General features: G+C 60.8%; 15 protein-coding genes and 1 pseudogene. 5 read left to right on the forward strand and 11 right to left on the reverse strand.

Going from position 1 to position 14527, the window contains the following annotated elements; all coding sequences use genetic code 11:
- From H7225_RS06870 to H7225_RS06890, 5 genes and pseudogenes are all read right to left on the reverse strand, one after another.
- Positions 1–185: pseudogene (locus H7225_RS06870) on the reverse strand (hypothetical protein); the annotation flags it as partial.
- A gap of 296 nt (positions 186–481) precedes the next feature.
- Entirely contained in the window at positions 482–1060 is a 579-nt protein-coding gene (locus H7225_RS06875; protein ID WP_290660185.1) for a GGDEF domain-containing protein, read from the reverse strand.
- Positions 1061–1143: 83 nt separating this feature from the next.
- Complete coding sequence (locus tag H7225_RS06880; RefSeq protein WP_290660186.1) at positions 1144–2319, reverse strand: OmpA family protein; 1176 nt, start codon at positions 2317–2319, stop codon at positions 1144–1146.
- A 22-nt stretch (positions 2320–2341) separates the two neighbouring features.
- Positions 2342–4171 (reverse strand): ice-binding family protein, encoded by a 1830-nt coding sequence (locus tag H7225_RS06885; protein WP_290660188.1) that lies wholly within the window; start codon positions 4169–4171, stop codon positions 2342–2344.
- 181 nt (positions 4172–4352) lie between these two features.
- Positions 4353–4508: a DUF3096 domain-containing protein gene (locus H7225_RS06890; RefSeq protein ID WP_290660190.1), complete on the reverse strand. Its 156-nt coding sequence runs from the start codon at positions 4506–4508 to the stop codon at positions 4353–4355.
- Between the two features lie 224 nt (positions 4509–4732).
- Here H7225_RS06890 and H7225_RS06895 point away from each other — a divergent pair, with 224 nt between their 5' ends.
- Positions 4733–4906 carry a hypothetical protein gene (locus tag H7225_RS06895; protein ID WP_290660192.1) on the forward strand — a complete coding sequence of 58 codons (174 nt, stop codon included), beginning with the start codon at positions 4733–4735 and terminating at the stop codon, positions 4904–4906.
- A 190-nt stretch (positions 4907–5096) separates the two neighbouring features.
- Here the strand turns inward: H7225_RS06895 and H7225_RS06900 are convergent, their stop codons facing one another.
- From H7225_RS06900 to H7225_RS06915, 4 genes are all read right to left on the reverse strand, one after another.
- Entirely contained in the window at positions 5097–5258 is a 162-nt protein-coding gene (locus H7225_RS06900; protein ID WP_290660194.1) for a hypothetical protein, read from the reverse strand.
- A gap of 14 nt (positions 5259–5272) precedes the next feature.
- Positions 5273–5656, reverse strand: coding sequence for a type II toxin-antitoxin system RelE/ParE family toxin (locus H7225_RS06905; protein WP_290660196.1), 384 nt, complete (start codon positions 5654–5656; stop codon positions 5273–5275).
- Positions 5649–5981 carry a type II toxin-antitoxin system Phd/YefM family antitoxin gene (locus H7225_RS06910; protein WP_290660198.1) on the reverse strand — a complete coding sequence of 111 codons (333 nt, stop codon included), beginning with the start codon at positions 5979–5981 and terminating at the stop codon, positions 5649–5651. The genes H7225_RS06905 and H7225_RS06910 overlap by 8 nt, the downstream gene beginning before the upstream one ends.
- Before the next feature lie 127 nt (positions 5982–6108).
- On the reverse strand, positions 6109–6582 hold the full coding sequence (locus H7225_RS06915) for a hypothetical protein (RefSeq protein ID WP_290660200.1): 474 nt from the start codon (positions 6580–6582) through the stop codon (positions 6109–6111).
- A 443-nt stretch (positions 6583–7025) separates the two neighbouring features.
- Between H7225_RS06915 and H7225_RS06920 the strand changes: the two genes are divergently transcribed.
- The 4 genes from H7225_RS06920 (at position 7026) to H7225_RS06935 (ending at position 13487) form a co-directional block, all read left to right on the forward strand.
- The gene (locus H7225_RS06920; protein WP_290660202.1) at positions 7026–9809 is read left to right on the forward strand and encodes a DNA methyltransferase; all 2784 of its coding nucleotides are present in this window, start codon (positions 7026–7028) and stop codon (positions 9807–9809) included.
- Positions 9810–9840: 31 nt separating this feature from the next.
- Positions 9841–10134, forward strand: a complete 294-nt coding sequence (locus H7225_RS06925) for a BrnT family toxin (protein ID WP_290660204.1) — start codon at positions 9841–9843, stop codon at positions 10132–10134.
- Between the two features lie 100 nt (positions 10135–10234).
- Complete coding sequence (locus H7225_RS06930) at positions 10235–12319, forward strand: DEAD/DEAH box helicase (RefSeq protein WP_290660212.1); 2085 nt, start codon at positions 10235–10237, stop codon at positions 12317–12319.
- Positions 12306–13487, forward strand: a complete 1182-nt coding sequence (locus tag H7225_RS06935; RefSeq protein WP_290660206.1) for a GIY-YIG nuclease family protein — start codon at positions 12306–12308, stop codon at positions 13485–13487. The genes H7225_RS06930 and H7225_RS06935 overlap by 14 nt, the downstream gene beginning before the upstream one ends.
- A gap of 180 nt (positions 13488–13667) precedes the next feature.
- Here the strand turns inward: H7225_RS06935 and H7225_RS06940 are convergent, their stop codons facing one another.
- Both H7225_RS06940 and H7225_RS06945 read right to left on the reverse strand, forming a co-directional pair.
- The gene (locus H7225_RS06940; RefSeq protein WP_290660208.1) at positions 13668–14024 is read right to left on the reverse strand and encodes a zinc ribbon domain-containing protein; all 357 of its coding nucleotides are present in this window, start codon (positions 14022–14024) and stop codon (positions 13668–13670) included.
- A 5-nt stretch (positions 14025–14029) separates the two neighbouring features.
- A partial coding sequence (locus tag H7225_RS06945) for an acetamidase/formamidase family protein (protein ID WP_290660210.1) occupies positions 14030–14527 on the reverse strand: 498 nt, incomplete at its 5' end.

Raw genomic sequence — 14527 nt, forward strand, 5'->3', positions numbered from 1 at the left:
GCCATCTCGGAGTCTTCAGCGCGGCCCAGCAGCTTGGTCAGCCTGGCAATGTGCGGCCGCAGCGCGTCGAACTGGGCCATGTCGCGCTGCGCTTCGGCCACGTCCACATCGGCCGGGATCAAACCGGGGTTCTCGCTCATCGCGACCAGCGTGCGGCGGCAGAAGGTTTCAGACTTCTCGCCCATCTTGTTCAGGCTGCGGCGCTCGTCGGCGACGGCGGCATGGTCCGCGCTGGTCAGGGCGAGGGAAATGAGGTTTTGTGGCGTGTCTTCCTGGCGTTCGAATGGTTAAACCAAACTGGGGCTGTGGCAGATGGCGTGAGGCAGCAGCCCTCGGACAGGATTGCATGATTGCGGTGAATATCCGCTCAAGGCTGATTACGGCCGTTCAGCGAGCGCGTGGCGACCCAGATCAGCCATTCGTTCGTCTGAATTGCCATCGCGATTGCGGCGTCAAGAGTGGTTTTCGGTGTCAAGCACGTTCACGCTGCACCAGCCATCTGGAGCGGAGAGGGGACTGGCCCAGTCAACGTGGCCACTCGGTTACGGCCGGCGTGCTTGGCCTGGTAGAGCGCATCGTCGGCCATGGCGAACAGCGTGCGGCGGTTGACGCGCTTTTGCGCCACCACACTGGCTGCGCCCACGCTCACCGTCACGTTGGGGTGACCAGGTACTTGGGAGAAGCGATGCTCGATGGCGGCATTGCGCACCGCCGCGCAAACGCGCTCGCCCAATTCTGTGGCCTGCTTGGCGTTGGCGCCCGGCAGCAAAATGCCGAATTCTTCGCCGCCCAGGCGCGCCGTCAGGCCCAAGCCTTCTTGCGCGGTCTGGCTGATGGCCGCGGCCACCTGCTTGAGGCAACGGTCTCCCATCGGGTGGCCGTAGCCATCGTTGAAGAGCTTGAAGAAATCCACGTCGATGATCAACATGGCCAGAGGCTTGCCGCTGTACAGGCTATCCAGCCAAATACGCTGGAAGTCTTCTTCGAACTGCCTTCGATTGCAGATGCCGGTGAGCGGGTCCAGCATCGACATCTCATGCAGGCGCTCGGTAGCGGTCACCAAAGACTGGCGCTGGTAGCGTTCGATGTGCGAGAGCAGCCACTCTTTGCGTGAGGGGTGTCGGCCGGTGGCTGCAAGGGGTGTTAACGCCTGCCGGTGACCTCGACGTCAACGCGCCGATCCGCTTGCAGGCAAGCAATCAGTTTTGCATGGGCTTTGCTGCCCTTGCAGTCGTCTGGGCGGGTCACCGGTGTCGATTCACCCTTGCCAGTGGCTGAGATCTTGTTGGCATCGATCCCGTCCGAAACAACCAGATAGGCCTTGACTGCTTCGGCGCGCCGCACAGATAGCCGCTGGTTGTAGGCCGGCGAGCCGAGTCGGTCGGTGTGCCCCTCGACGGTGATCACGTCGAACTGGGTGCCGCTGAGTTCTTTGGCCAACTTGTCAAGTTCGACCTTGCCCTCAGGTCGGACATCTGACGCATCGAACGCGAACAGTGAATCAGCCGAGAAGCTCACCTTTCGACGCGGCGGCACCACCAAGACCGGCGGTGCCACCGCGGCGGAGGCTGCTGCGACCACGGGCGCTGGGGCCGGCTCGACATAGGCAGGTGCCGCTGCCATCGTGCGTGGTGCCGCGGTGGCCACCCGACCAAATGGAAACACCAGGCTGACCGAGAACAGGTCGACGTCGCCGCGATTGCCCACCGCATCATTGATGCGATAGCGCTCGGCTTCGCCACGCACGAAGAACGACGGATTGATTTCGTACTGGAGGCCAGCGCCAAACTTGTAGTTAACCGCATTCTTGCGGGGGTGAGCATCGACCACGCCAACCGCGCCTGTACCAGAGAAGGTGGCGCGTGCACGGGCGCCTTGCGCACCCACACGTCCGATGACGGAAAGCCGTTCGCTCAGCGGCAGTGTGCCGACCAGATCCAGGTTCAAGCCTTGTAGCTTGAGCTCGCCATTGAGCGTGCCAGAGGGCACCGTGGTCGATGTGAAACCGAATTGACCGAGGCCAAAGAAGCCCGCCTCCACAGCCCAGTTGCGGTTGAACTGATAGCCGCCGAACAACTTGTAGCCCATGTCGCGCTCGTCACGCGACATGGCACTGGTGGTCAGCCCCCCGGCGAGCAAGCTTGCCGAAATGCGCTGCTCGTCAATCTTCGCGCGAGACTGCCCGATGGACAGCCCGCCGTAGTAATAAGAGGAGGCGAAGGATGAAACGTTGGCAGTGCCGTCCTGCGCGAAGGACGCGGTGCCCATGACGGCGCCGAGGCCGATCGCGCTGAGGCGCAATGCATTGATGGTTTTCATGTGGTGCTTTCAGGCTATCGGATCAGGGAGCAATCAGGCTGGTATTGACCATGGTCACCGAGGCCGTGAGACCGATGGCCCGCCCGGTCAAGGTGGTCTGGATGGTTTGTCCCGGCGTGGAGATGGTGACCCCGGCTGGCGCGATGATGGTGCCCACCATGACGCTGCCGTCTTCAATGCGGGCCGCACTGCCCACTTGCCAGAAGACGTTCTTGGCTTGTGCGCCATTGATCAACAACACTTGGCGCGGTGTGGCGCTCAGGCCAACGGTCAATGCCGAGGCGCTCTGGAAGACCCATACCGCATTGGCATCACCTTGCGCGTCCAGCGTCAGGTCTCCCGTTGTGATGTCAAAAGTGCCGCCCGCCGAGGTATACACCGCAGGTGGCAACACCTGACCACCCAATTGGCCGGCAGCAGGGTCGCTTCCAGGCGGCATGGCGGCCAGATCGTCGTAGGCGGATTGCGCATCAGCACGAGCTTGAGTCGCGATGGCCATCGTGGTGGTCGTGCCCGGTGCAGGCGGGCCGCAATAGACGCTGCCATTGACCGGGCCGACGTTGCTGCCCGTGGTCTCGGTATAGGTGTTGGCTGAATCGTGGAAGCCCGTGATCAATGTGCAGGCTGCCGTGGTGCCCAGATCGCCAGTGACCACGGTGTTGATGCCTTGGTTGGTGACACCCGCGCCGCCGCCGAACGCGCCGAACGATGCGATGGTACGCAAGTTGATGCCACTGGTGCAAGCTTGCGAGCTGGTCGTGAAGCCCCAGGCGCGGTCACTGGCCAGCGCGTTGCCCGCCAAGTCCTTGACGCCGCCGTTGCCAGACACCACCGTGACGACGAAAGGCTTGTTGCTGGCAAAGCCCGATGAGCTGTTCGGGACAAAACTGGCCACTTGGTTCGTTGCGTCATAGGCCACGGTGCCTGCCACGGGCGTACCGCTGTCGGTCACGCGCAAGGTGGCTGTGGTGATCGTGGCTTCGTCCATCGGCTCACTGAACGTGGCGCTGACGATCTTGGTGGTGCACACGCTGGGGGCGCTGTCGGCAGGGCTGATCGCGGTCACCGTGGGGGCAACTGCGTCACTCCCTGCGGCGGTCGTGAAGACCCAGACATGGTTGCCCGAGCCTGGCAATGCCGCAGTGTTGCCTGCCAGCGCATTGCCAGCCAGGTCGGTGGCCGCCGTGGTGAGCGTGGCGGTGAACGAATTACTCGGCGCCAGCGTGGCGGGCGTGGAAGGCGTGAAGGTGGCTGTTCTGGCCGAGACCGAGTAGCTCACATTGCCTGCCACCGCTATGTTCAGCGTGGTGTTGCGCACGGTGAAGCTGGTGCCAGAGATCGTGGCGGCGTTCATGGGTTCACTGAACGTGGCGATGACCTTGCGGTTGATGGGCACGCTGGCATCGCCTGCTGCAGGGGCTGTCAGAACAATGGAAGGCCGTGTCGCATCCGCGAGTGCCGCGGTAGTGAAGCCCCACACATAGTTGTTGTTGAATCCCAGACCCGTGCTGTCTTTGATCGCTGTGGTGAGCGTTGCCACGCAAAGCGTGCTGGGCGGCAGCGCCAGGGTGGGCGTCAAGGTGGCGACTTGGGTTGTGGCGTTGTAGGCCACCGTTGCGCTCACTGGCGAGCCAGCGGGGCAGGCCACCGTGAAGCTGGTCGGTGTGAAGCTGGAGGCTGTCATCGGCTTGCTGAACGTGGCCGACACGCGGCTGTTGGTGGCCACACCAGTGACGGCGGGCGTGCCACCCAATGGCAGCGTGACCGTGACGGTAGGCGCGATACCGGCACCCGGATTGCCCAGCACAGGATCCTTATCGCCACCGCAGGCGGACAACAACGCAAGCAACAATATTGGGACAAAGGCGCGGGGGGACTTGAGAAGGCTTTGATGGTCGAACATGGGATCTTTCCCGCGGCATGGCCGCGTGGGGAGTGCTTGAATGAAAAGCTTGTAAAGCCGGGCAGGTCATGCTTCTGTGCGGATTCGCACAGTGCTTGCATGCCTCTTTCCGGCACAGCATCGCGAGCTACTAGCTCAAGTGCAGCGCTCCGGCACCAAATAGACCAATCAGACCGATGACGATCAGGTAAATGGCCACGATGAAGTTCAAGAGCTTGGGCATGACCAGGATGAGGATGCCGGCCAAAAGGGAAAGTATGGGGGTCAGGCCGAGGTGTATGTTCACGTGATGTCTCAAGGTGATTGGATAGCCGACCTTCAACCAGAAACTTGCAGGAACCAATGATCGACCGACAAGGTCATCAAGATCACCTTTGGTCGATGGAGCCGATGCTGTGCCTAGCATCCGCTGTGTGGGGTCGCAGGGGAAGAGGCCGTGCGGCCGAGCCCGCGTAGGCGTTGTCCCACGCACCTGAACACTGCAGCTTTGCCTCGCTGGCGGAAACTGCAATGACAACTGGACTGAAGATCGTGGCGACCCTGGTGGCCAAACCTGGCTTGGAAGACCAACTGGAGCAGCACATGGCGTCACCCGCTATGAAAGCGCTGCAACAACCCCATCTCAAGGATTTGCTGCAAGGTGGCATTCAACAGGACTTCCTGTCCCTGCTGCTCGACCTCTGAACCCGGGCCGCAAGGTAAAAAGCCTGGCGCTTGAGGATCGCGAGCCCCAAACGCAAGGCACTTGTGCCTTGCACTTTGCCCATCTGAGGCCCAAGCGCCGGGCTTTGAGCCTTGCGCGCAAGGCCCGCCTACCCGGAGCCCCATGAAAAAAGCCCCGCGAACGGGGCTTGGCTACCTTGCGGGCCGGGATTCAAGCGGCTGGCGCCGGGCTTTTATCGGCGCGCGCCGTGCGGTTGAACCGGACGGACATGTCGCGGCGCAGGGCGTCCGGGCCAGAACCCTTGCCCAGCACCTTCAACAGGGCGTAGCCCTCCAAGTCGGAGATGGCCTGGTCAATTTCTACAGCGTTCATGAGTCTTGGCCTGTTCAGGCGCCAGGCCAGATGCGCGCAAAGTCAAACGAGAGCTGGCGGTGGTGCCGGATGGACAGCAAATACACCGTCAACCTGACTGCATCCACGGCATACAAGATCAGGTAGTCGCTGTGCAGGTACACGCGCAAAGCGTCGGCCGCGCCTGGGGGCAATTGCGCCAGCTGGGTCAGGGCCTCAGCCGATTGCGGTGGCTGATCCAAATAGCGCTTGCCGATCAGCGGAAAGCGGGCCAGGTTGGGGATCACCGTGCCTCGAAGGCCAGCCAGCAAGTCGTCATAGGCCAAAGCGGCGTCGGCCTCTTCCAGAAAGGCCTCGATGGATGCCAAGCGCTCGATGAAGCTGTCTGTCAGCGCCACGTTGTGAAGCTGCTCAGCCACGGTGTTTGGGCTTTATCTTGCTGGTGGTTGCGGCCTTGGCTTTGCGCGCAGCTTGCAGGCCTGCCAAAGCGGTATCGGCGTCTTGTGTTCTGCCTGCCAGCACATCGGCCAGGCCTTTGCGGGCATCGTCGATCAGCAGCAGGTGGATGTGCTCACGCTCCAGGCGGTGGTAGTAGTCCAGCCGATCGGCATCGATCAGCGCTACGTAGCTTTCACCGTTCTTGGTGATGATCTTTTCGGCGCCCGCCTTGGCTTGTTCGGCCAGTTCAGACAGGTTGGCGCGTGCCTGGGTGAACGGCACGACATCGCTGGCAGAAAAGCCCATGGCTGGCTCCTTCGGGTAGTGACAGAATTCTGTGCAGTTTACGCGAAGGTGCCGCGAAAAGCTGCATGAGTGAACGCCCATGAAAAAAGCCCCGCGAACGGGGCTTTGGTGTTTTGCGGGTCAGGCTTCAGGCAGCTTGTGCCGGGCTTGACGTGGCGCGCGCCTTGCGGTTGAAGCGGACGGACATGTCGCGGCGCAGGGCGTCCAGGCCAGAACCCTTGCCCAGCACCTTCAACAGGGCGTAGCCCTCCAAGGCGGTGACCATGGCGTCGCTGCCCAAGGCCATCTCGGAGTCTTCAGCGCGGCCCAGCAGCTTGGTCAGCCTGGCAATGTGCGGGCGCAGCGCGTCGAACTGCGCCATGTCGCGCTGCGCTTCGGCCACGTCCACATCGGCCGGGATCAAACCGGGGTTCTCGCTCATCGCGACCAGCGTGCGGCGGCAGAAGGTTTCAGACTTCTCGCCCATCTTGTTCAGGCTGCGGCGCTCGTCGGTGCTCAGCGAGATCAGGCCTGACAGCTTGCTTTCGAGCGTGGACAGCGCGTCGGCGATGGCGGCGTGGTCGGCTTCGGTCAGGGTGAGGGAAATGAGGTTTTGAGGCATGGCTTCCTGGGGTTTGTTTTGGTTGATGAGGCCGCGACTTTAGGGATTTGGGTGGGATGGGGGAATCACCATCAAGAGGGCTTGCGCGCATGCTTCCACTCCGCTTATTCACCAGCTGAAATTGGGGAGGGGATAGACCAATTGGTAAACTTGGCCAAACTTTTAAAGACTTCGCCGCTTGATTCCAAGCGAACGTGCTCCACGTGAGCTGTCCGATGGTGAAATCCTTGCCGTGGATGAGTAGCGGCTTGCTTAAGGCCGACAAGAAAACTCTTACAGGCTGACCCGGCAAGACGTGATATGAGGGATTGGCGGTTTCGCTGTAGGGAGGTGAACCGCCGAATTGCCGCGCAGATAGCCGAGAAAACGCAGGACAAGACAATGATTGCCTCGCAAAACGATAACAACCAGGCGACCTCGCCCAGAGGGGTAGTTGCACGCCCATGAATGCCGTAGAAATCGAACAAGCCATCTCCGACCTTGCGGAGCAGGCCTTTGACCCCGCAGAGTTCCCGTATGCATTCCTTGAGGCCTTCGGCAACAAGGAGACGACTCTCAAGCGCCTGCGCGCTGGCGCGTCCAACAAATCCGACCAGGGCGGCGTTCTTCAAACCAACAACATCCACATCCTGACCTGCGACGCGGGTCAGGTGACACAGACGCTGGCAGCCCTGAAAGCCAGCCCGGCCACCACCAAGGCCAAAGCCAAGTTCATCCTGGCCACCGACGGAACGGACTTTGAGTCCGAAGACCTGACGAGCGGCGATACGATTGCTTGCCCCTTCACAGACTTCCCCGACCACTTCGGCTTTTTCCTGCCATTGGCGGGGATCAGCACGGTCCGGCAGATCAGCGAAAACGCCTTTGACATCCGGGCGACCAGCCGCCTGAATCGCCTCTACCTTGAGCTGTTGAAGGACAACCCCGCCTGGGGCAAGGCAGAGCGCCGCCACGACATGAACCACTTCATGGCGCGGCTCATCTTCTGCTTCTTCGCTGAGGACACCAACATCTTCGTCGGCACGGGTTTCACCGAAACCGTGGCGCAGATGGGCGCGAGGGATGCATCCAACACCCACGAGGTCATCGCCACGCTGTTCCGCATCATGAACACGCGGGCTGAAGACCGGGCCAAGGCCAACATCCCTCGTTGGGCCCAAGATTTTCCCTATGTCAACGGTCAGCTGTTCTCGGGCAACGACGACGTGCCCCGCTTCAGCCGGATCGCACGGTCGTATCTTCTGCATGTCGGCGGGCTGGACTGGACCAAGATCAACCCCGATATCTTTGGTTCGATGATCCAGGCCGTGGCCGATGACGAGGAACGCGGCAAGCTGGGTATGCACTACACCAGCGTGCCCAACATCCTCAAGGTGCTCAGCCCCCTGTTCCTCGACGACCTGCGCGCGCGCCTGGCTGAGGCGAGCGACAACCCACGCACGCTGTTGAACCTGCGCAAGCGCATGGCGAAGATCAGGGTGTTCGACCCCGCCTGCGGCTCGGGCAACTTCCTTGTCATCGCCTACAAGGAAATGCGCGCCATTGAGGCCGAGATCAATCGGCGGCGTGGCGAGCCGGATCGTGCATCTGACATTCCGCTCACGAACTTTCGCGGGATTGAGTTGCGCGACTTTCCGGCGGAGATTGCGCGCCTTGCGCTGGTCATCACTGAGTACCAATGCGACGTGCTGTACCGGGGGCAGAAGCTGGCCTTGGCTGAGTTTTTGCCCCTAAGCAACGAGAACTGGATCACCTGTGGCAATGCGCTGCGGATCGACTGGTTGAGCATCTGCCCGCCGACTGGCACAGGCGTAAAAGTGCAGGCCGATGACTTGTTCAGTACGCCACTTGACCAAGCCGAGATCGACTTCGAAAACGAGGGGGGCGAGACGTACATCTGTGGGAATCCGCCGTACCTTGGTAGCAAATGGCAAACCTACGAGCAGAAGAATGAACTGAAGGCCATCTTCGAGCAGCGTACATCAAGTTGGAAGTCTCTCGACTATGTTGCGGGCTGGTTCATGAAGGCAGCAGATTACGGCGCAAGAACCGACGCCGCTTCGGCGCTGGTGTCAACGAACTCCATCTGCCAAGGAGTTCAGGTCCCTATTCTTTGGCCCCTAATTTTCAGCACTGGCCACAGAATTGCGTTCGCGCACTCGTCTTTCAAGTGGGCCAACCTCGCCAGCCACAACGCTGGCGTCACGGTAGCAATCGTCGGCTTGTCCAAGCGGCAACAAGGATTTCGTCGCCTGTTTTCTCTCGATGATCGAAGCATGTCTGTTGTCAAAGAGGCTGCGAACATAAACGCGTACTTGGTTGACGGGCGAGATATTGAAATACAGCCATCCAAGCAATCGATATCAGGTACCGCCTACATGGACCTAGGCAATATGCCCAAGGATGGCGGAAACCTGCTGCTCTCCTTTGCAGAAGCAGATGCGGCGGTAGCCGCCGATCCGGTTGTTGGGAGATTCGTGCGCGATTTTGTGGGATCGCAAGAGTACGTGAAAGGAATCGTCCGGCGATGCTTGTGGATTGAGGATGTCGAGGTCGCAAAGGCGCGAAAGTCCCGCTTCATCTCTGAACGCCTGGACGGAGTAAGCGAGATGCGCCTCAAGAGCGACGCGCAATCTACGCGAGATTTCGCCAATCGGCCTCACCGGTTCAAGCAAATCCAAGGCTGCGGGCGAGAATCATCTATCGTGGTACCAAAGGTCTCGTCTGAGGGGCGGCCATATCTGCCAGTTGGCTTGCTATCCAAATTTACAATCGTCTCAGACAATGCCTTTGCGCTGTACGACGCCCCCCTGTGGAACATGGCCCTTATCGCCAGCCGCCTGCACCTGGTCTGGATCGCCACCGTTTGCGGGAAGCTGGAAACGCGTTATCGCTACTCCAACACCCTCGGCTGGAACACGTTCCCCGTCCCGACGCTGACCGACAAAAACAAGGCCGACCTTACGCGGTGCGCCGAAGACATCCTGCTGGTGCGAGAGCATCACTTCCCCGCGACCATCGCCGACCTCTACGACCCCGACAACATGCCCGCCGACCTGCGTGCCGCACACGAGAGCAACGACGAAGTGCTGGAGCGCATCTACATTGGTCGGCGCTTCAAGAACGACACCGAGCGGCTGGAGAAGCTGTTCGATCTCTATACAAAGATGACGGCCACCGCCACACCTACCAAGACCAAAAAACAAAAGGCAGGAGCCCGCCCATGATCAACGGGCAGGCACCAGGGAGCGACTCAAGATGAACACATTTGAATGCGACAAGGCCAAGGCGCGCTCAAACCACATGGAACACGGCGTCAGGTTCACCGAAGCCAGCCGAGCCATCAAGACGGCACATTCTTTGACAGGACGTTCGCACCAGTCGGATGATCTGGGCGAGGAGCGCAACCAGACGATCACCAAGCTGCCTGATGGGCGGACCATCGTCATGGTCTGGACGCCCCGCAACGGCCATGTGCGCGTCATCAGTGTTCGCCGTGCACGCAAGAATGAAAAGGAGGCCTTGAATGCCTATCTCCAGAACCTTCAATGACGGTAGCGATATGCCGGACGAAGACATCGATACGTCTGAAAGCCCGGAGCTGGGTGCAGGCTTCTTTGCGAGCGCAATCCTCACCCGCCCCGGCGAGAGCCTGATTGACAAGGTCCGCTCTGCCCGCCGAAACGTCCCTTCTGTTTCAGTCAACTACGCCCGCAACGGCGCATCAACCAAGGCCAATGCCCTCGGCATGCGCCCGATGCAGGAGCGCGCGCACGAGAAGCGTGGAGAGCAGTACCTGTTGATCAAGTCGCCACCGGCTTCTGGCAAGAGCCGGGCGCTGATGTTTGTGGCACTCGACAAGCTGGCGAACCAAGGCTTGAAGCAAGCGATCATCGTCGTGCCAGAAAAGTCCATTGGGGCCAGCTTCAACGACGAGCCGCTGTCGAAGTACGGCTTCTGGGCTGATTGGCACGTTGAGCCGAAGTGGAACCTTTGCAATGCACCGGGCAACGACAACGGCGGCAAGGTCAAGTCGCTGGGCGCGTTTATTGAAAGCCAGGACCAGGTGCTGGTCTGCACGCATGCCACCTTCCGCTTTGCGGTGGATGCCTTTGGGGTAGAAGCCTTTGACGACCGACTGATCGCGGTGGACGAGTTCCACCATGTCTCAAGCAGCCCCGACAACAAGCTGGGTGCCCAGCTCGGGCAGTTCATGGCACGGGGGCGCACGCACATCGTCGCCATGACCGGTTCGTACTTTCGTGGCGACGCCGAGGCCGTGCTCGCGCCGATCGACGAAGCCAAGTTCGACACCGTCACCTACACCTACTACGAACAGCTCAATGGCTACGAGTACCTGAAGCGGCTCGACATTGGTTACTTCTTCTACAGCGGCCCGTATGTCGATGACATTCTGAAGGTGCTTGACCCTGCAGAGAAAACCATCATCCACATTCCCAACGTCAATTCGCGCGAAAGCACGAAAGACAAAATCAAGGAGGTGGAACACATCATCCAGGCACTGGGCGAGTGGGAAGGGACCGATGCTGCGACTGGCTTCCAGCTGGTCAAGCTGGCAGATGGCCGCGTTCTCCGCATTGCGGACTTGGTCGATGACGATGCTGGCAAGCGCGACCGCGTTTCCGCTGCGCTGAAAGACCCGGCACACAAGCACAACCGCGACCACGTGGACATCATCATCGCGTTGGGCATGGCCAAAGAGGGCTTTGACTGGATCTGGTGCGAGCACGCCCTGACCGTCGGTTATCGCGCCAGCCTGACCGAGATTGTGCAGATCATCGGGCGGGCGACCCGGGATGCGCCGGGCAAGACCCATGCACGTTTCACCAACCTCATCGCCCAGCCGGACGCGACCGAGCAAGCCGTCACCGAGGCCACCAACGACACCTTGAAGGCCATCGCCGCCAGTTTGCTGATGGAGCAGGTGCTGGCGCCGCGCTTCGAGTTCAAACCCAAAAATCCCGAGAACCTACCGGCACCCGGTTTCGACTACGGTGACGGCGGCTACAACCCTGATAAGTGCAATGTTGGCTTCAACGGGCAAGCGGGCTATTTCCAGATCGAGATCAAGGGGTTAACCGAACCCAAGAGCAAGGAGGCCGCGCGCATCTGTGTGGAGGACTTGAACGAGGTCATCGCGGCATTCGTGCAAGACAAGCCCGCCATTGAGCGCGGCCTGTTCGACGAGGAGTTGGTGCCCGAGGAACTGACCCAGGTTCGGATGGGCAAGATCATCAAGGACAAGTATCCGGAGCTTGATGCCGACGATCAGGAAGCGGTGCGCCAGCACGCCATTGCGGCACTCAATCTAGTTCAGCAGGCCAAGCAGCTTGTCACCGAAAGCGGCAGTACGAGCACCAACGATCCATCGCCGAACACCGCGCTGATCGATGGCGTACGCCGCTTGGCGATGGACGTGCGAGAGCTGGACATTGACCTGATCGACCGGATCAATCCGTTTGGTGAGGCCTACGCCATCCTGGCCAAGGCCATGAGCGAGGAAAGTTTGAAGCAGGTCGCAGCGGCCATTTCGGCAAAGCGCACCTCCATCACGCCGGAGGATGCAGTCGTTATCGCCAAACGTGCAGTGGAATTCAAGAAGGAACGTGGGCGCGTTCCTTCAGTGACGTCTTCAGATGCATACGAGAAGCACCTCGCCGAAGGCGCGGCTGCGTTCATGCGCTTCAGAGCGGATGGTCGATATGCGCAACTCTGATCTGAACGAGCTCGCAGACGAGCTGGCCGAGTTTGCGCCTGCTGAGAAGGCAACAGGGCGCCCGGCCAGTGAGGAGCGCGTCATTGCGGGCTTCGAAGAAGTTCAGCGCTTTGTTGGGAAACATGGCCGCGTACCGCAGCATGGCGAAGACCGCGACATCTTCGAGCGGCTGTACGCCGTGCGACTGGATCGCCTGCGCGCGCTCCCGGACTGTCGTGCTTTGCTAAAGCCGCTTGACCATCAGCAATTGCTCTCGGGCGCAGTGTTTGTTGCAGAGCCTGCGGCGGCCTACAACGTCGATCAGCTGGCTGCCGAGCTGGCGGCCGCCCCTGATGCCGACGATGTCACCGTTCTGCGCTACGTTCGTACGAGTGCAGAAAAACGCGCGGCCGAGGAGATTGCGGACCGCAAGCCATGTACCGACTTTGCGACGTTCCAGCCCATGTTCGAACGTGTGGCCACCGAGATCAAAACTGGCCTGCGCCAGTCCCAGCCAATCACGGCGAGCAATCGCGCGATCGAAGTGGGGGACTTCTTTGTTCTCGACGGCGTGACCGTGTACGTCGCCGAAGTCGGTGAACCGCTGAAGACCACAGCTGGCGAGGTGGACCGGCGTCTGCGTCTGGTCTTTGCCAACGGCACCGAAAGCAATCTGCTGCTGCGGTCGCTCCAGCGTGCGTTCTACGACGACCCGGCTGCGCGCCGCCTGGTATCGCCCGAAACAGGGCAACTGTCGTTTGGCGGCGAACTGGAGGCCGATGATGTGGAGAGCGGCACCATCTACGTCCTGCGCTCAGACTCGGATCATCCGTACGTCACGCAACACCGTGACCTGATCCACAAGATTGGTGTGACCGGCGGTAAGGTGGAGGCGCGCATCGGCAACGCCGAATACGACTCGACCTACCTGCTGGCAAAGGTCGAGGTGGTAGCGACCTACAGGCTCGCGGGCATCAACCGTTCGCGGATGGAAAGTCTGTTCCACAAGCTTTTCACGCCTGCGCGGCTGGACATCACCATTCAGGACCGTTTCGGCCGCCCTGTGCAGCCCGAGGAATGGTTCCTCGTTCCGCTCTTCGTCATTGATGAGGCCGTCGCGCGTATCAAGGATGGCAGCATTACCGGGTATTCCTACGATCCCAAGGCTGCGAAGTTGGTGAAGGCATAATCCGTTCTAGACGCATGAATCAGCCTGATCGGTTCAGCGTCTAGCGCATGTCCCAATGAGCGCTAGACGCGGAAAGCCGTAGCTTGAGCGCCAGGCGAAAACGGCCTCAAGGTCGAAAGCTGTCAATAAAAATCAGTCTGAAAAAGCGGCCCATTCCGTCAGTGCCATTGAGCCCGCCCATCAATGACTAATCATCCAAGGCCTCTTGCTCGGGAACATCTTGTTCCCATTCGCCCCCGTCACCGTCGCACCGCGAATCCCCTTGCTCCCAGTCGAGCAACACCCGCACCCCGACGGATGGCGCAGCCTTCCATAGCTCCCATCCTTCGATGACCGCGGCTCATGCCGCGCCTTCTCATTGCGGTCCATGGCCGTGCGCGTGTCACTGCTGACACACGCCAGGATCGGCGCCGTGGCGAACACGCGGCCCGAGGCGCTGCCGCATTCCGGGCAGGCGCACGGCTCGTTGCGTTGCGAGATGCTGCGCAGGGCGTCGAAGCCCCCGCAGCCGGGGCAGTCGTACTCGTAGGTCGGCATGGTGGTCAGGCGTCCTGTGACAAGGGCATGTCGATGCTGCCATCCAGCATCTTGATGGGCCCGTTGGCGTTGGGGTTGATGTCGAACTCGAAGATCTCGGTCGGTAGCCACAAGGTGGCGCACGCATTGGGGATGTCGACCACGCCGCTGATGTGGCCCTGCACAGGCGCCGTGCCCAGGATGGAGTAAGCCTGCGCGCCGCTGTAGCCAAACTTCTTCAGGTACTCGATGGCGTTCAGGCAGGCCTGGCGGTAGGCCACGTTCACGTCCAGGTAGTGCTGCTTGCCTTGCTCGTCCACCGAGATGCCTTCAAAGATCAGGTAATCCTTGTAGTTGGGCGTGATGGTGCTGGGCTTGAACACGGGGTTCTTGATGCCGTACTTGGCCATGCCGCCCTTGATGAGGTTGACGCGCATGTGCACCCAGCCGGCCATCTCGATGGCGCCGCAGAAGGTGATCTCGCCGTCGCCCTGGCTGAAGTGCAGGTCGCCCACGCTCAGGCC

Origin of the sequence: Aquabacterium sp. (genome assembly GCF_014378415.1) — a bacterium.
GTDB lineage: Bacteria > Pseudomonadota > Gammaproteobacteria > Burkholderiales > Burkholderiaceae_C > Aquabacterium.